The sequence below is a fragment of the Polaribacter sp. Q13 genome (assembly GCF_016858305.2).
GTDB lineage: Bacteria > Bacteroidota > Bacteroidia > Flavobacteriales > Flavobacteriaceae > Polaribacter.
This window is the reverse complement of sequence record NZ_CP074436.1, coordinates 375,593-394,146: the sequence shown is the minus strand read 5'-3', so window position 1 is coordinate 394,146 and position 18,554 is coordinate 375,593. Positions and strand designations below refer to the sequence as shown.

Sequence of the window (18,554 nt, the reverse complement as noted above, 5' to 3'; positions counted from 1 at the left end):
GATTTAGAATTACCAGATAATAGTGTAATTAATAGTTTGTTTCCCTGCAGGTATTTTTACTAACAACTCTTCTTTCCCTCCTTTAGAACGTGTAATCGTTTCTAAAGTATTGTTGCCAGAAAAATCTACATAATAACTTTCACTGTTGATAATAAATATATTATTTGGCAATTTTTCTATGGATTCTCCTACCGCTATTTTATGCCAAATTGCACTTTTTCCATCTATATGTATAATTCTTTCTACAGCTCTTTTTTCTTTGGTAGAAGCTATTATTTTATCTGCTATTTCTACATCATTTATACTACATAAAAACTCAGGAATTTGATTCTTGTCTAATTTGTATCCTTTTTGTTTAAAGTTCGTTTCTTCATTTATTTCTGATGGCCAATCTTGATTCTCATTTTCTAAAACTGCAAAATCTATATTTCCATTTGCCGAAACAATAAAACCACGCGGGCTTCCCACTTGCTCTTTTCCTCTGGAATGCCACATATCTGTAGTTTCTAAAAAATCTCCACCCCAAACTTGTAGCAAAGAAGCGGAAGATAAATCATAAGCAAAATTTAATTTTTCTATGAAACCAACAGTAATAACATGAGTTCTTTTGGTTCCTTTATGAAACAAAAAGCAACGTTGAATTTGATTCTCGGTTGTAGCATCAATTACAATAGGTTTAATAGTTTTATTTTTGTTGATACCAGCCATACTTGTTTCTAATACAGAATAACGTTGTATTTCTGGTCCTTCTACATAAAGGTCGAATTGTAATCCCCAAGGATATGGTTTGTTATACAACAAGGTATAATTCACTATTCCTTTTTGAAGTTTTACTTTACCAGAACCAATTCCACCAGTGTTCACTACAGTATCATTATCAATTATCAAAACAGCGGTACCGTACACATTTACATCAAATAAATATTCTCCTGTTGTTGGTATATCAAACTGACCTGTATAGTTAAGAGTATGCTGCACGTTTGGCTTAAACCTTACCAAAGGAGAAATAGAATCTACCTTAATTTCTTGAATTAATTTACGTTCTTCATACTTTTTTAAGCCTCTGCTTTTATCAGGATTATCATACACTTTTAGCGTAGTTTCTTTAATACCAATCTTCTTGTTTCCATAAAGTTTGTATTTTATGTTTTTAAAAGCAACTGCCCCATGATCTCCTTGAATCATAAACGGAGCAGTAGCAACTTCTTTAGCCTTCCCGCCTCTTGTTGCTCCTGTAACTTCTACATTTTTATGTAATAAAACACCATTTAACAGAACTTCTTCAAACCAAGCATTCTTTGTTTTTTTTCCTTCGGAATTAAACTTTGGTGCATGAAAAATAACTTTTAAATGTTGCCATAAACCTGGAGCTTTTGATGCATTTACCATTGGAGCATGCCCTTCATAACCTTCTTTACCTTTAGCTGCTTCTTTATTCCAACGTTGATAAATACCTCCAATATCATTATATTTTGGTGCTGTTACTCCCCAACTATCGAATAATTGAACTTCATATCGTCCTTGAAAATAAATACCAGAATTAGATCCTAATGGCATCATTACGTCTAGTTCTAATTCAATATCTCCATGTTCAAAATTGCTAAATATATTTCCTTTAGCTTCCTTATTTGGCGTATTTAATAAAATACCTACGCCTTCTGTAGCTGTAAATGTTTTTTCCTTGTTTCTGTCTGCAATAGCATTTCCTACAATTTTCCAATTGCTTGATGTTGCTTTAAAACCTGCTAGATCATTTAATTCAATAGTAGAAAAAGGTAAACTTATTTCTGCGTCTTTTTCTGTGCTAGCCTTTTTTTCTACTGACTTGTGCTCCTCTTTTCCGCAGGATACCATCAGTAAAAATACCAAACAATAGAATATGTTTTTTTTCATCTTATAAATTATTAGTTTTTATCTACTTTTTAACTTTGTAAAAATAACAATGATCATCCCTGAAAGAGGAACTCATATGTTCAAATTTAGAACAGTATTCATTATTAAAAATGATAATTTATTTTTAACATTGCTCTTCTTCTTAATATTGGAAATACTACAAAACTAGCATCCGGATTTGCTGCTATAAAATCTGATGTTGCTCCATTTGCATTGGCACCAAAACTATTTGCTCCAAAAAAGTTAGCCAAACCATCAGAATTAAAAAGATTGGTAACCAAAATGTTAGCAGATAGATTTTTGTTTATTTGATAACCTGTTCCTAAATCGAAAACACTGTAAGCCGCCAATTCAAAAGCATTAGAAACATTTCCAAAACGTTTGCCCATGTATTGCCATTTTAAAGATGCCGAAAATTTATCTTTTTCAAACTCTGCACTTAAATTAAACATTACTTTAGGGTTAAAAGCCAATGTTTTACCTGAGTAATCTGTAATCGTATCATCACTAGTATCTACAGAACCAGCTGCATCATACACTTTCCAATCTTTAGCTTTCGGACTTTGTAAAACTCCATTAAATCTAAAACTAAAATAATCTATCGGCGTAAAAACACTTTCCCATTCAAAACCAAAAGTTTCTGAAGTATTAAACTGAATTGGTGTATAAAAAGTACTATTTGTATCACCATCAAACTCAAAATTAGCAATACCAACATCTTTAAGTGTACTCCAAAAAGCAGTACCCGTAAAAGAGGCATTTTTAGCATTTAATTTTAGACCAAGTTCTGTTTGAATAATTTTCTGAACCTCGCCTTTTTGATTGATTGGGACGTTTGCAAAATTATTAAAATAATAGTTTAATTCTGGTGCTTTATTTCCTTTTGAGTATCTAGAAAACAATGCAGCATTTTCATTTATTTTATAATTGATTCCCCCAGAGTAGGATACATAATTATACGTAAAATTAAAATTATCTTGATCTCCCGTTGGGGTTAAAACACCATTATCGTATGCTGTTGTTGCATCTCCATCTACTCCACCATCTTGAGAAAATGGTGCATATCTATCTTTACTTCCTTTATGATTGATGCTTTCATAACGCACTCCCAAATCTAAATACAGTTTTTCCGATACTTTCCATCTATCATTTATAAAAGGAGCAATCTGACTCACATTTGCTCTAGAATTCACAAAAAACAAACCTCCATAATTACTAGCACCATTTTTATCTGATAAAGCCAAAACAGGATCTCCAGGGTTTTCTAAAGTAACCTCTAATATCCTTGGGTTTGGTTCATAGGTTGCAAAAGCAAAACTACCTTGTGTAAAATGCGAAGTATCAGAAAAACCTAAAGAAAGACCTGTATTAATATCATGATTTTCTAACTTCTTTCTAATAGTTAATTGGTTCATCCATTCATTAGCCTTATTTTCTTTATACCAAGCAGATGTTCCCATAATAGCGTCATACGGCAATGATCCACTAATATATTCAAAAGGTTGTCCCCCTAAAATACCTGCGTTATTTACACGCGCCAATTCAGAACCAGATTGTACATCTTTAAAAACTACTTGTCCAATAGGAAACTGAGCTCCACTAATAAAATACGCTGTTGGATCGCTAAGTGAAACAAAAGCGTTACTAATGGAAGTTTGCCAATTGGCATTTTTAGCAGAAAATTTACTATTATTTCTAACAGACCAATTGTTTCCTAAATCTTGTGAAAAATCTACACCAAAAGCATAATCTTTTGCATGAACACCTTGAGAAGGGTTAAAATTGATCGTATTTTCTAGGTTTCGTCCATCAGGAATTTTAGCATTAAAACTCGGCATTAATAAAGATGAGTTTCTAAAATCTTGGCCAAATGCTGCTGTTGGGTTTTCCCAATTAGTAGCAGCAACACCTGTATAACGGTTTGTTTTATCGTTTAATAATTTTCCATAAAACTTAAGAGAACCTTTGTCATATTTTTTAATCACATTAAACTTAAACTGACCTCCTTTACTAAACGTAAAATCGGTATCTCTAGCGCCATCATCTTTACGGTAATGTCCACCTGCATTAAAATACCAATCATTACCAAGAGCACCACCAATAGTAGCATCAATTCTATTAAGAAAATTATTATTTCCTTGCAGTCCTGTAGAAACTTGTACGTCTCCCGTTAACTCTTGATGTATTCCATGAGAAATAAAATTATAAATTCCTCCTGGTGCATTCATGGCTGTAATTGATGAACTTCCTCCACGAATAGCTTCTACTTTTTGCGTTGTTAAATCTACACGATGAAACAAATCTGGACTGTAATAAGAGTGTTGTACCAAACTTACTGGCAAACCATCTTCTTGTAATGACACATAATACCAACCCATATCATCTTCTGCAGAGGCAGAAATACCACGTGTATAAACTCTGGTAAATATTTCTCCTGCTGATGCATCTGTAAATGTACCAGGTATGTTTTGTAATAAACCAGCAGTACCTTGTGTATAGGTTTTCTGAATAGCTTTTGTATCTAAAACACTTATAGAAGTACTAGATTCTAAACTAGTTCTAGGATCAAAAGTACCAGTAACCACAATAGCATTAAGGTTTATTAAATCTTCCTCTAAAGTAAAAGACACAGTAATATCCTTATTATCAAGAGTAAGTGTTTTAGTAATTAATTTATAGCCTAAATGAGAAATAGTGACTTTATAATTTCCGTTTGCTATATTTTTAATTTTAAACTCTCCTTTACTGTCTGTTGTACTAAACAGTTTTGATTTCTCTATAGCTACAACAACATTTTCTATTGATTTTCCTGCAAGGTCTTTTACCTTCCCTGAAATTGAATTCTGAGAAAAACTGATGCTTGTATATAAAAATGTTAAGACAAAAAATGATAGCGCAATAAATTTATTCATTATTAGTTTATTTGTTTTAATATTAAAAACACACCCAACAAAGCTAAAAAAAATGTTACTTCATTAATGTGCTTAGAAATTCACTGAAAGAAAACAAACCATTTAAGGCTGTTTTGTAATTTGATAAAAAATTAAGATTAGAACCTTATGGCTAGAGTCTATTAACTTTTTTTAGTTGATAAATAACACCACAAGCGGCTATTAATAAACCTAGAAATTCTCTTGTTCCTTCTAGGTAAGGCTTTTCATAAACCATTTCTCCAAAAATTTCTTCTTTATTTTCGGTTTGTATATAATCTATAAATAGTGTAAAATGAAATGCAGCATATAAAAGCAAACCAACTATTGTTGTTATTAAAATAAATTTTGGAATCACCTTAAAATTAGCAATGAAACAAATTAAGGCAACAAAAAAATAGATTGAAAACCATAAAACTCCATCAGGATCATTTAGTTGAATAATTGCGAAAATTACAAATAACACAAATAACACAAATAAAATATAATTTATAATTTTTTCAGATCTTTTTAATTTGTAGAAATTACTCACGAATTTGTTTTAATAGAGAATAAAAAAGGGTATTGATAATGCTTTTCTCCTTTTTAAGAAAACACATTGCAATACCCCAGAATGGAATTATATATAAGGTAATTATATTGAAATTTTACTCAACAATAAACTCACCTTTCATCATACCATAGTGTCCTGGAAAACTACATAAAAATTGATATGTTCCTTTTTCAGGAGCATCAAACTCTACACTATCGCTTTCTCCACCACCAATTAATTTAGTATGTGCAATTATATCTTTAGAACCTACAGGAATGTATTGGTTATCTTTAGCTGCCATTGCTTTAGCTGCAAACCCTGCCATGTCAACACCTTTTTTTAAAATCACAAAATTATGCCCCATAGCATTTACAGGCAATTGACCAACATGTTTTAAAGTGATTTTTACTTTCTGACCAGATTTTACTTTAATTTCAGTTCTGTTAAACTTCATTACATCGTTACCGGTTATTACAAAACTTTTAATCTTGTCAACTTTCTTTTCTACTGCAACTACTTTTTTCTTAGAAGTTTTATTTTCTGTTTTTTCCTTTTCATTTTTAGCACAACTTGCTAACATCATTAAAGAAAAAAAGGCAATCATTACATGTTTAAGGGTCTTCATTTAGTTTGTTTTTATATTTATTAATTGTTCGAAATTTGATTCAAATAACTTTCAACGCATACTTTAAGTATCTTCAAAAATATTAATAATCTTGTTAATACCAAACTATTTGGTCTTACTTAATCGTTTTCTTATATGAACAAGCCAAATTTCTAAAATTATCCTTATAAATATAGCTTCAAATGATTTTATTAAGGCGATTTATCGTCTAATTAATTCTTAACCCAAGCACTCACCAATACCTAAACAACTAAAAACATGAACCTTACAAAAAACATCTTTTTTAAAAGTACAGCTATCGATAAAAAACGAACTATTCATTTCATATAAAAAACAATTACATTTGTTTGATAAAAAAAACTTCCTTTTGATAAAAAAAATTACAGTCCTAGCACTTTTATTAATCCCTTTTTTTTTCTCTTTTTCTGAAGTTAAAAAAGAGGGAAGTTTAAATGAACCTTCAAATTTAATGTATGCAGATACTACAATAATACTACCTAACATAGATTTTGAATTTATAGAAAGGAAGACTTCAAAAGCTAAAAAAGACGTTGAAGTTTACAGTCAGTTTTGTTCTAAAAAAAATAGGATGGACAAGGAGTTTATATCAAAATATTTAAGCTCTCAAAAAATTGCAATCGGAGATTCAGAACTTCTAGACCTTAACAATTATGACGGATTTTGTTTTAAAGAATACAAAGAATTTCCTGCTTTTAATTTATTCACTTTTACTTATGAAAACGGAACCTGCTGCAAAACACTTTATGGCGTAACTACAAAAAAAGGTTCTTTAGAGATTATTAACTTAGGTGAATTGGCTTTTACTGGTGATAAAGATGGTTGGTTAGGAGATAAATATGGCAAATGGATTAGCGAAGACATTATGGATATGATTACTATTTCTTATTACGATGATGATTTTGTTGAAACGAATAATAACTCTAGAGTAGATACCACTTGGTCTATTATTAGAATTGATAAAAAAGGACTTTTTAAAGAAAACGCTTATAAAAGAGTAAAATATTTAGAAGGCAGAAAAATTGAATAACCCGAATAAAAAAAAAGCAAAAGTAACTTAAAATTACCTTCGCTTTTTTCATACATCTACTTCAGAAAAAAGCTTCTTTAATTACTTAATTCTCTTACCCAGATATTTCTATAACTCACAGCACTTCCATGATCTTGTAATCTAATTGCGCCTTTACCATGCACTTCTTGTCTTGGCCAACCAACATAAGCAACTGCACCTTGTAAAGCAAAATGATCTTGAATTAAAACACCATTTTCAAGTACGGTCATTGTTCCGTCTTTAACTCTTTTATCTCCTTCAAAAACTGGTGGATGGTAAATGATATCATAACTATTCCATTTTCCTGTTGCAACAGAAGCATTTACTAACGGAGCAGCTTGTTTGTATATAGACCCAACCATTCCATTTGAATACGTTTCATTGTCATTATTATCTAAGATTTGAACCTCGTATTTATCATCTAAAGCAACACCACTATTTCCTCTCGCTTGTCCTGTTCTGGATTTTACAGCTGGTGGAGATCTCCATTCTAAATGTAATTGTACAGCCCCAAATTTACGCTTGGTAACAATAGTTGCGTTTGCTTTTATTCCTCCTTTTGCAACTGTCATGGATTTCTCTTCCGCATCTAATTTCCAGGTACATGGAATCCCGTCTTTTTGGTTTATCCATTCCTCTAAATTTGTGCCATCAAACAACACAATAGCATCACTTGGCACACCATTTTGACCCGTAGGGTTTACAACAGCTACTGGATCGTAAAATTCTGTTTCCCGATGATCTGTAGGTGAAGGTGTTCCGTAAAAGGTATTAGATTCCAATGCTTTTCTAATACTTTCATCTCTAACAAAATCTTTATTAGGATTATTATGTTCCTTTTTCTTTTGAGCTTGCGCACAAGCCGAACTTAGGACTACAAGTAATACTAGTAAGTAATTTTTCATATTTACTCTAAAATTTAAATTCCTAATATTCCTTTTAAATAATTCTCATCGATATCTCCTCCAGCAAAATCATCAAAACTACGTTCTGCAGCTTCTATAATATGTTTTTGAATAAAAGGCGCTCCTTCTCTTGCTCCCTGCTCAGAAGATTTAATACAACACTCCCACTCCATTACTGCCCAAACATCACATTCGTACTTTGTTAATTTCGTAAAAATACCTTTAAAATCTACTTGACCATCCCCTAAAGATCTAAAACGACCAGCACGATCTTTCCAATCTGTATATCCGCCATAAACACCTTGCCTTCCTGTTGGATTAAATTCTGCATCTTTTACATGAAAAGACTTAATTCGCTCATGATAAATATCTATAAATGCCAAGTAATCTAACTGTTGCAATACAAAATGACTAGGGTCATACAGTATATTTGCTCTTTTATGATTTCCTGTTGCTTCTAAAAATTGCTCGAAAGAAACCCCATCATGTAAATCTTCTCCTGGATGAATTTCATAACAAACATCTACTCCTTGTTCATCAAAATGATTTAAAATTGGTGTCCAACGATTTGCTAATTCTTTAAAGCCCATATCTACCAATCCGTTTGGACGTTGAGGCCAAGGATAAACCGTATGCCACATCAACGCTCCAGAAAAAGTAGCATGAGATTTTAATCCCAATCTCCCACTTGCTGTGCCAGATTTCTTTACAAAATCTACTGCCCATTCTGTTCTTGCTTTTGGATTACCTCTTACATGCTCCGGCGCAAAACCATCAAACATAGTATCATAAGCAGGATTTACAGCTACTAATTGACCTTGTAGATGTGTAGAAAGTTCTGTAATTTCTAATCCGTAAGAATTTACTTTTCCTTTTAAATCATCACAATAAGTCTGACTTTTAGCTGCCGTTTCTATATCTATTAAACCCGTTTCCCAAGTAGGAATTTGAATTCCTTTATATCCTAATTCTGAAGCCCATTTACACATTCCATCTAAAGAATTAAATGGTGCTTCACTTCCTGCAAATTGAGCTAAGAATACTGCAGGTCCTTTTATTGTTTTCATCTTGTAATTTTTAATTTTACACTATATTTTTTTCCAAATAGAATTCCCTTTACTACTTTCTACAGCAGCATAAATAAATTTTAAACCTCTAACTCCATCTTCAATACCTGGGTAATCTGGTTTTGCAATTTCCTCATTATTGCTAACAGCCAAAACGTGTGTTGCAAAGTTTTTATAAATGGTTGCAAACGCTTCTAAATATCCTTCTGGATGTCCTGCTGGAATTCTACTAACTTCCAAAGCTTCTGCATGCAATCCTGCTCCATTAGGTGTATAAATTTTCTTTGGTTGATCTAACCACCTTGTAATTAATTCATTCGGATTTTCTTGATGCCATTCCAAACTCCCTTTGGTACCATACACTCTAATAGAAAGGTTATTTTCTTCTCCCAAAGCTATTTGAGAAATAGAAATGCTTCCTTTTGCACCATTTTCCATACGGATTAACATATTTGCATCATCGTCTAAAACCCTTCCCTTACCGAAGACTCCTAGATCGGCAGCTATTTCATCAATCTTTAGATTGGTAACATATTCAATTAAGTTTTCTGCATGCGTTCCTATATCTCCAAGTGCACCACCAATTCCAGATTTTTTAGGATCTACTCTCCAAGCTGCTTGTTTTTGTCCCGTACTTTCTAAATCTGTAGACAACCAACCTTGTAAATATTGCGCTTGAATTTTTCTAATTTCACCTAATTCTCCTTTGGTAATCATAGCTCTTGCCTGTTTTACTAAAGAATTACCCGTATAATTATGTGTTAATGCAAATAATTTCCCATTTTTCTGAATAACAGTTTCTAACTCAATAGCTTCTTCTAAGGATAATGTTACAGGCTTATCACAAACCACATGAAATCCGTTTTCTAAAGCAAATTTTGCAGGAGAAAAATGCATATGATTCGGAGTAACAATCGCTACAAAATCCATACGAATATTTTCTGGCAACTCTTTTTCCTTCAAAATCATTTCCTCAAAAGTACCATAACACCTATTTTCATCTAAGTTTAAGTCTTTTCCAGAAGCAATTGATTTTTCTGCACTACTACTAAATGCACCGCAAACTAAATCAATCATACCATCAATAGCGGCGGCTTTTCTATGTACTCCTCCAATAAATGATCCGGCGCCTCCGCCAACCATTCCCATTCTTAATTTTCTTCTCATACTAATTTATGCTTGTACTTTATTTGTTCTTTTTTTCATGTAAATATTCAGGCCTAAAAAGGCGATAATTAAAATTGCAGGTAAAATAGACATCGTACGTAATGCTTCTCCAGGACCACTTGCTCCATCCATTAATCTACCCATAATTGGCAACACGATAGACACAGAAAACATACCTGCGCCACCCATAATAGACAACCCTAAAGCGCCTGTTTGTGGTAAATATTCTGCCACAAAACCTAACATGGTTGGCCAGAAAAAAGTAACTCCAACCGCAAATACTGCTGCAGCCACAAAAATCATTCCGCCACTTGTTATAGTTAACAACCACAAACCAATAAAGGTGAAAATTGCAGAATACAATAACATTCCGGATGGTTTTAATTTGTGGACAATTTTACCTGCGGACAATCTACCCAAAGCCATAATTCCGTTGATAAATGCCAAAACCAATAAAGGAGATTCAACAGATGTTTTTAATAAAGATTCTATACGTTGCGTTGTTCCTAATTCTGATGATGCTGTTAAAAACATACAAAACACCATGAATAAGAATAATGGATTTGCTACACTCGCAAACATTTTTTTATTACTAATTCCTAATTGAACACGTTCTGTAACCGGAATTTTTTGTCCTAAAAACATTACACCATAAGCAATAAGCGGAATGAATAATAAAGACACCATCACTTGCCAGCTTAAGCCCATTACGTCCATCACTAACCATCCTAACAAGGCACCAATTACAATTCCACCAGGAAACCAAACATGAAACCTATTTAACATCTTGGTTTTATTATCCGTATACATAGAAGCTATCATAGGGTTTAATGCAGCTTCTACCATTCCGTTTCCGATACCTACAAATAAAGTTGCTATAAATAAAGAGGTCATACTATCCGCTGTAAGCGTTAATACAATTCCTACTGCATGCGTTATAAAAGCAACTCCTAATATTTTTTTAATTCCTAATAAATCTACTAAAGGTCCACCGATAATCATTGCAATTGTAAATCCAAAGAAAGCTGGAGCAAAAGCATATCCTAAATCTTCTAACGATAATCCAATTCCCTCTGGACCAAATACTGTTTCTAATCTTACTCTAATTGCAAATGTCATTGCAGTAACAATTAAAGCCAAACAGCTAGCTAAAAAAAGACGGCTTTTATTAATTTCCTTCATATTTATTGAGATTTACGTAGTTTTTATAGTTAATTTTTAAACATTGTGTAAATTACATAATAAAAGTTCGCTTTATGTGTTTTTTAATTCAGTGAAAAATATTGCACAAATTATTTAAAGAGATACTAACTTTTTTTCTAGCTGATATTCTTTTGGCGTACATTTTTCATACTTTTTAAAAATTGTAGAAAAATATTGACTACTAGAAAACCCACATTTATAGGCAATTTCACTTATAGTAAGCCCGTTATCTTCTTGAAGTATTTTTTTAGCCATTTCTAACCGTCTGATAAATAAATATTTCATGGGTGTTAAATTCGTTAGTCGTTTGCAATGATGTGTTAAACGGGTTACTCCTACTCCTGCAGAATCAGACATACTTTTAACGGTCCAATCTCGCGACAAATCATTGTCTAATTCTTTTAAAAAAGAGGATACACTTCTAGAACTATCTGTTAACGATTCATTTAAAACCACATCATCTGTATCTAACAACTCTAGAACAAGAACCAATAAATAGTTAATTAAAACCCTTAATTTAGAAGCCTTTTTCCCTTTATCAAAAGTCTTAATAGCTTGTTCAATCTTTTTAAAACATTCCAGAATTTTTTTATCGGTTTTCCATGCCATTTTTTCGTTCTGTCTTAAAATAATTGATAATCTTAAGAGGTCCTTTTCTGTAAGAGAAATCCATTTAGGCCAAACCCATTCTTGATGAGGTCTTCTTACTCCTAAATCAATAATTAGCCAATAAAATTTTCCCATTCCAATAGTAGGATTCCCAACTTTATGTACTTCCCAAGGACGTGTGATTGTTAAATGGTTTGGCGTTAATAACATTTCTTTATCCTCTTGAGCATACGGCATTGAACCAGATTCTAAAAAATGAAATTCAATCCCTTCATTCCTATGCCAATCTAATCCCCAATCTTGAGACTCATTTGCATTCCAACATCCAACACTATTTAATCCTATTGTTTCATCGCCTAATCGTTCACCAGGATATGTATACCTACCCAACGCATTTAATTCTATTTTTTTTCTATCTGCTGCATTAATCAGAGCAGCACAGGTGTCTGCATGATAAACTACATTTTCTTCTCTATACGGTTGTATTTTTATCATCTTTAAACTCATTGAAATATATTATACATTTAAAAAAACACAATTTAGCAAATTTAACCTAACATAAAAAAGATAAAAACCACTAAGAAATAAGTACTAGCAACAAGTAATTTATTTTAAAACAAAATAATATCTATTATTAATAAATAACAAAACTGTTCATTTTTTTTTCCGAACTAAAACAAACAGGCTTCAGCATCTTTTTTTGGTAAATTTGAATTATAGAAATATCGTGTAAAGACGCAGTAAAGAAAAATGCTCGATATCTTAAAATGCCCCCCTTTAACATGCTTAATTAAATACATTTATTTCGCTTTACTACCTCTAATTGGTTTCCCCATTTGCGCTCGCCAATCGGTATATAGCTTTTTCATTTCAGCTACTTTTGCTGTATTTACACTTGCTATATTTTGTGTTTCATAAGGATCTTTATTTAAATCATAAAGTTGATAACCAGCAGGAATAGGCTCTTCAGTTAGTCCTGTAACCAATCCTTTTTTATCCAAAACATAAGAAGCATAGTTTTTAGATTCGTTTCTATAAACTAATTTCCAATTGTTAGAACGCACTACCCAATTTTTTTCTTTATCACCAGAATCCCAAAATAAAGGTTCGTTATGTATTTCTTTTTCACCCCCTTTAAACAACGGAAAAAGACTCTTACCGTCTAACTTCTTTTTAGGAGCTATTCCTGTTAATTCAGAAAGACTCGCATATAAATCGCGATGCGTAATAAGTGCATCTACTTTTTTATTTTTAGCGATTCCATTTGGCCAATGTATAAACATAGGAACTTTAATTCCTCCATCCATCAAACAATATTTGTATGAATTAATTGGTAAATTATTTGCATAAGATTGGTTTGACCCGCCATTATCCGAAGAAAAAACAATAATGGTATTATCTAAAATTCCTTTCTTTTTTAAAGCCTTTACAATTTTACCAATCATCATATCCATATATTCCAAATGTGCTAAATAAATTTTACGCCCATAAGGATCTGCAATTCCTAAATGACAGGTTTCACTATACCATTTAGAGTAATCAGGTTCAATAATTGGATCCCAATGTGGATATTCCCAAACTTTATCATCTCTATTAAAAGAACGAGCCGGAATTGCATACTTTTCGCGCATTGCTTCCGGTGCTTTGTATAACGGTGTATGCAACGCGTTGTATTCTAATTGCAGATAAAAAGGTTTTTCATTGGCACTTTCAATAAATTTAACAGACTCATTTGTAAACACTTCTGTGGTGTTTGTATTCTCATACGATTCTACTGTTTTACTATCGCGAATTAAAGGCCCAAAAGGTATCATTTTTGCTTTTGCAGCACTTCCCGGAGATTTTTTATTGTAAGCATCAACATCTTTTTGACTCAACAAGAAATAATCATATGAATGACTTTTAAAGCCTAACCAATGATCAAATCCATGTTTCATAGGATCTGATTTTGGCCCACCGTTTAAATGAGTCTTCCCAACCTTCATGGTTTTGTATCCGGCTTCTTGCATCATTTCTGCAATAGTAAATTCGTTGCTTGGCAATCCTCCCTGACCATAATAGTAAGCTCCCCATCTTTGTTGATAACGACCTGTAGAAAGGCCTAATCTAGAATTACTGCAAACAGCAGCAGAGGCATATGCATTACTAAAAACGATACCTTTTTTTGCTAACTTATCTAAATTTGGAGTTTGAATACCAAGTGAAGTATTTTCTTGAAATCCTACATCTGCATACCCAATATCATCAGCAAGAATAACAATTACATTTGGCGTTTTTACTGCTTTATTTTGTGCTTTTATTCCTGTAAAAAAGAATACGAATAGGAAAAGAAATCCCAATTTTAAATAATTACTATTATAGTTCATAAATATCATTTATTTCATTATTTTCTAAACTGTGGTACTGTTTCCTTAAACTCTAATTTTAAAGCATATGCAGAATCATTTTTATCAATTTTCTGAGGTAAATAAAAATGCAATCCATCTGTTTTTTGATTCCATTTAATTGCTTCATTATTTGACAACAAGGTAACTTTTTCTAAGGAAGTTAAATCAATTATTTCAGATTTTAAAGAAGTAACAATCGCATCATTGGAAGGCCAACCTAAAAATGTAACAAATAAATTTTTATCATCCTTACTTTTTGTAAAACGAATGTCTTTGGATGTATATTCCACTTGATCTCCGTGCATTTTCTCATTAGGTACCGTTGGTCCTTCTCCAAATATTTCCCATGGTCTGGTTGCGTAAACTGCTTCACCATTAATTTTTAACCATGCTCCTATTTCTTTTATTGGGATAGCAGCTTCATGCGGAATACTACCATCTGCTTTGGGACCAATATTCAGTAATAAAACACCATTTTTACTAATAATATCCATCAACATATCTACCACTTGATTTGCAGAACGGTACTCTTCATCCATTGCATAAGACCAACTTTTTAACCCCAATGAAGTATCATTTTGCCACAATTCTTTCTCTATTTCTTTCATACCACCACGTTCTAAATCTAAAACAGCAGATCCTACAGGTAACTTTGCTCTGTTTTTATAGTTTACAACAACATTTGGAGCAGGATACTTTCCTTTCCCCCATTCTAAAGCTTTGTTATAATAATGCGTTAAAAATTTTCTTCGATGCTTTTCTTGAAAAGGTTTTAAATTCCATCCCCAATCAAAATAGTATAAATCTGGTTGGTATTTATCTGCCAATTCAATAGTAGTTTTCCACCAGCGATCTATCGCTAATGAATCAACTTTTCCGGTACCATACAAACCTTGATTTTCTTTCTTTAAACCATCAAAACCATTGATGTGATTGTATTCAAAAAAACTACCATTCCAAGCAGAATGGTTAGAAACTCCAAAATGCATCCCTTTTTTCTTCACTGCAATTTTCATTTCTGCAGTAAAATCTCTTTTCGGCCCCATTTTAACGGAATTGTAGGGTTGAGTCTCTGAATCCCACAAACAAAAATTATCATGATGCATCGCCATAAAAACAAAAAATTTAGCGCCACCTTCTTCAAATAAATTTGCCCATTCATCGGCATTCCATTTTTCTGCCTTAAACATCGGAATAAAGTCTTTGTAACCAAAAACAGCTGGATCTCCATATTTTTCTTTATGAAATGCTGCGGTTTTTAAACCTCTTTGATCAAATGTTTTTCCTTTTTTTTCTCCAGAACCGTCATCAACAGTATACATCCATCTGCCATACCATTCTGCAGCATGATCTCCAGCATAGGCAGGTACAGAATACACGCCCCAAGTAGCCCAATAGCCTATTTTAGCATCTTTATACCATTCTGGAATTTCGTAATTCACCAAAGACGCATCTGAACTGTTAAATAGTGTCGTATCCTGTACAACGTCCTCCTTTACTTTTCCTTCGGAATTATTTTTACATGAGGTAAATTGACTTATAATACAGGCAAAAAAGATAAATTTTAATACTTTCATTCCGCTTTTATAGTTAGTTAATGTGCTTTTTTAAAAATGCTAGATTATATATTTATTTAGCATCTTTTTTAGTTTTTCTTTTGGCTTTTTATAAGTCGTTAAAGATTTATCTGTTGCGCTAAACACTTGTTTAGGATACATCTCTAAAGTGCTAATATTTACCGTCTCCATTTTACTTAAAGTTTCTTCGAAAGTAAAATTATTAAAAGACCAAGTTTCTACACCAATGTTCTTTTGTGATAAAACAAACTGAATATTTATTAAAGTTATAAGTATAAAAAGTCTCGTTTTCATTTGTTTTATTTTTAGTTCTAAGTAATTTCTACTTTTACTCGTTTCGCTATTTGTACCTAGCAAAAAAAACTGCAATTTCTAAATTTTCTTTAAGTTACTTATAATAAGAATGGCATCTGCTTTATTTCTCCAAGGTCTATAATCCCAAAATCCGTATTTGTGTTTAAATACTAATTTTTCTTCTTTGGTAAACTCTCCTGTAAGTGTATTAAACCATTGTTTTGTAGCATCTTTATAATTAAATTCTGCTTTAAGTTGACGCTCTACATCGTCAAAATGAACTTCTTTAGGAATATACAACATGATGGTTCCATTTTTAATATCTGTTAAATTATAAGATCTTACATTGTATTTTGTTACGGGTTCAAAATTCTCATAACCTACTTTGTCCATTAACTTTCTCATATATTTAAAATATTCAAAGTGTGGTTTTATAAAATCATCTGGCTGTTCAAACGGATTATGAATAATCGCATTCCAAGAGGTTCCTTGCCAATAATAAGTGGTATACGTTCCTGCAAACAGACATAAATAATTTCTTTTTAAACACATTTCTGCATTGCTATATCCACCAGGAAAAACGTTATAAGGAGATTCTTCATATCCGCCGTGTTCAATATTAAATACAGGTTTATTCGGAAATTGGTTATATGCTTTTAACATACTCTGATGAATTGTAAGTTTCCAATCTTGCGTAGAAATAAAATCGACATCCTCTTTATGCGTTTTACAAAAACCATAATCATGAACAGATAATAATCGATTAAAAGCATCTAATTTTCGAGTACGAACAATACGCTCTTCAAGATGTTGAACTATGTTTTTATTCTGAGCAATAGCAATACTTGAAGCTGCTTCTTTTGAAACATCCCAAATAATATTTGGAAATGCTTGGTAACGTTTTATTACATGATCGTAATACATATTACCTGCTTCCGAACCTGCTTTTGGCCATGCTACACGCTTGTTCCAAACATAAATCATTAAATGACTTACAATTTCTTTATTGTGCATTTCAGCAATTACTTTATCAAAATGTTTAAAGAAATTTACGTTTAAACTACTATAATCTGGTTTAGAGTTAGAACCTAAAAACGGAAATATATCTTCTCGAGCACCATAATTATGCTGAGGATTTTCTTTTAGTCGTTCATCTTTAACCCAATCTAAATCTGGATCATAAGCATACACATTCATTACAATTTGATTGAATTTATTTTCATTAATCAAACCCAATAGATGTTCGGTTTTTGAAATATCTTTGTTACCATAATCCAAAGCAAACAACCAATCACATTCAAAAGCTAGATTAAAATAATGAGAACCATCTTCATAATAAAAATGTCTCAAATCTTCTTTATTTTTTACAATACCACCATGACGCTCTTTTTTCTTATTCTCCGTGAAATTAAATCCCCCCTTTTTTCCATTCAGTTCTTTTATTTCAGAAGTAATGACAAACGTTTTTTTTCCGGTTGTTGAACTTGAATATCTAAAAACCCATTCGTTATTTCCATTGTAAAACAACGGCACTTTTTGTTCTTCTTTTTCACTTTTTACAATGGCAAAAACTTTTTTTGAAAATGGTTTTTCAATGGACTTTTTTGTATGATAAATCAAATCATTTACCTCCCATTGAACCGATTGAATTGTTTTATTTGATTTAGGTTTATCATAGACCTTTATTTGTGAAAAGCCAATTTGTGTCACTAATAAAACAGTAATTAATGTAATAATTTTTAACGTCATATAAATGGTGTTTTAGCGGTTCTTATTTTTTGAAAACTCTTATTCTTTTAAATAACTTTTTTCTATAATACTTTTCTAATTTTTACTGCTTTTGGATACTCTTTTATTTTAGACTCGTAAATGCTATAATTCAGTCCGTACCCGCATTAGGATGCAACACTACTATATTTTTCCATTTACTACCGAATACTTTTGTGTTATCTTTTGTATCCGTAAGTTGAATTTCAAGTTTCTAGTGTTCCTTGAACTTCAATATATTTTCTGAATCTGTTGCATAATGCAATACCACAGCACCCTCACCGTTTTAATTGAATTTTTAAACAATGTAAAATAATGAAACCCAATTCTACTTTAACTTCATTAATTATAATAAAAAAAATTACTGTATAGTTGGTTTCAAAACTTTATTTGTTGATTGATTAACTATAATTAGGGAATCTAATACACATTAAAAACAGCATAAAAATGCTGTTTTTAATACATATTAACTAACGCTCTAACCTTTATTTTTTAGTTCAAAAATTTATATTTTTTATAATTTAAAAGA

General features: G+C 31.7%; 14 protein-coding genes. 1 reads left to right on the top strand and 13 read right to left on the bottom strand.

Translation table 11 applies throughout. From position 1 onward, the window contains the following. Nucleotides 1–9: 9 nt before the first annotated feature. From JOP69_RS01645 to azu, 4 genes are all read right to left on the bottom strand, one after another. A complete protein-coding gene (locus JOP69_RS01645; RefSeq protein ID WP_203393828.1) occupies nt 10–1,893 on the bottom strand; it encodes a DUF1080 domain-containing protein in 1,884 nt (627 codons plus the stop codon). A 104-nt stretch (nt 1,894–1,997) separates the two neighbouring features. Then, the gene (locus JOP69_RS01640) at nt 1,998–4,805 is read right to left on the bottom strand and encodes a TonB-dependent receptor (RefSeq protein WP_203393827.1); all 2,808 of its coding nucleotides are present in this window, start codon (nt 4,803–4,805) and stop codon (nt 1,998–2,000) included. 151 nt (nt 4,806–4,956) lie between these two features. Continuing rightward, nucleotides 4,957–5,355, bottom strand: coding sequence for a transmembrane 220 family protein (locus JOP69_RS01635; RefSeq protein ID WP_203393826.1), 399 nt, complete (start codon nt 5,353–5,355; stop codon nt 4,957–4,959). Between the two features lie 115 nt (nt 5,356–5,470). Beyond that, the gene (gene azu / locus JOP69_RS01630; protein ID WP_203393825.1) at nt 5,471–5,980 is read right to left on the bottom strand and encodes an azurin; all 510 of its coding nucleotides are present in this window, start codon (nt 5,978–5,980) and stop codon (nt 5,471–5,473) included. 367 nt (nt 5,981–6,347) lie between these two features. Between azu and JOP69_RS01625 the strand changes: the two genes are divergently transcribed. Continuing rightward, a complete protein-coding gene (locus tag JOP69_RS01625) occupies nt 6,348–7,028 on the top strand; it encodes a hypothetical protein (RefSeq protein ID WP_203393824.1) in 681 nt (226 codons plus the stop codon). A gap of 77 nt (nt 7,029–7,105) precedes the next feature. On the opposite strand, the gene JOP69_RS01620 is transcribed toward JOP69_RS01625, so the two are convergent. The 9 genes from JOP69_RS01620 to JOP69_RS01580 form a co-directional block, all read right to left on the bottom strand. Next, complete coding sequence (locus tag JOP69_RS01620; protein WP_203393823.1) at nt 7,106–7,954, bottom strand: DUF1080 domain-containing protein; 849 nt, start codon at nt 7,952–7,954, stop codon at nt 7,106–7,108. A gap of 14 nt (nt 7,955–7,968) precedes the next feature. Then, nucleotides 7,969–9,021 (bottom strand): sugar phosphate isomerase/epimerase, encoded by a 1,053-nt coding sequence (locus JOP69_RS01615; RefSeq protein WP_203393822.1) that lies wholly within the window; start codon nt 9,019–9,021, stop codon nt 7,969–7,971. 21 nt (nt 9,022–9,042) lie between these two features. Next, a complete protein-coding gene (locus JOP69_RS01610; protein ID WP_252191162.1) occupies nt 9,043–10,188 on the bottom strand; it encodes a Gfo/Idh/MocA family protein in 1,146 nt (381 codons plus the stop codon). A gap of 6 nt (nt 10,189–10,194) precedes the next feature. Further along, nucleotides 10,195–11,370, bottom strand: a complete 1,176-nt coding sequence (locus tag JOP69_RS01605) for a sugar MFS transporter (protein ID WP_203393821.1) — start codon at nt 11,368–11,370, stop codon at nt 10,195–10,197. A 114-nt stretch (nt 11,371–11,484) separates the two neighbouring features. After that, on the bottom strand, nt 11,485–12,495 hold the full coding sequence (locus JOP69_RS01600) for a helix-turn-helix transcriptional regulator (protein ID WP_252191161.1): 1,011 nt from the start codon (nt 12,493–12,495) through the stop codon (nt 11,485–11,487). Nucleotides 12,496–12,800: 305 nt separating this feature from the next. Beyond that, entirely contained in the window at nt 12,801–14,366 is a 1,566-nt protein-coding gene (locus JOP69_RS01595) for a sulfatase (protein ID WP_203393819.1), read from the bottom strand. Between the two features lie 17 nt (nt 14,367–14,383). After that, complete coding sequence (locus JOP69_RS01590; RefSeq protein WP_203393818.1) at nt 14,384–15,964, bottom strand: alpha-L-fucosidase; 1,581 nt, start codon at nt 15,962–15,964, stop codon at nt 14,384–14,386. Nucleotides 15,965–16,003: 39 nt separating this feature from the next. Then, nucleotides 16,004–16,258, bottom strand: a complete 255-nt coding sequence (locus JOP69_RS01585) for a hypothetical protein (protein WP_203393817.1) — start codon at nt 16,256–16,258, stop codon at nt 16,004–16,006. Nucleotides 16,259–16,336: 78 nt separating this feature from the next. After that, nucleotides 16,337–18,007, bottom strand: coding sequence for a DUF4038 domain-containing protein (locus tag JOP69_RS01580; RefSeq protein WP_252191160.1), 1,671 nt, complete (start codon nt 18,005–18,007; stop codon nt 16,337–16,339). Nucleotides 18,008–18,554 lie beyond the last annotated feature (547 nt).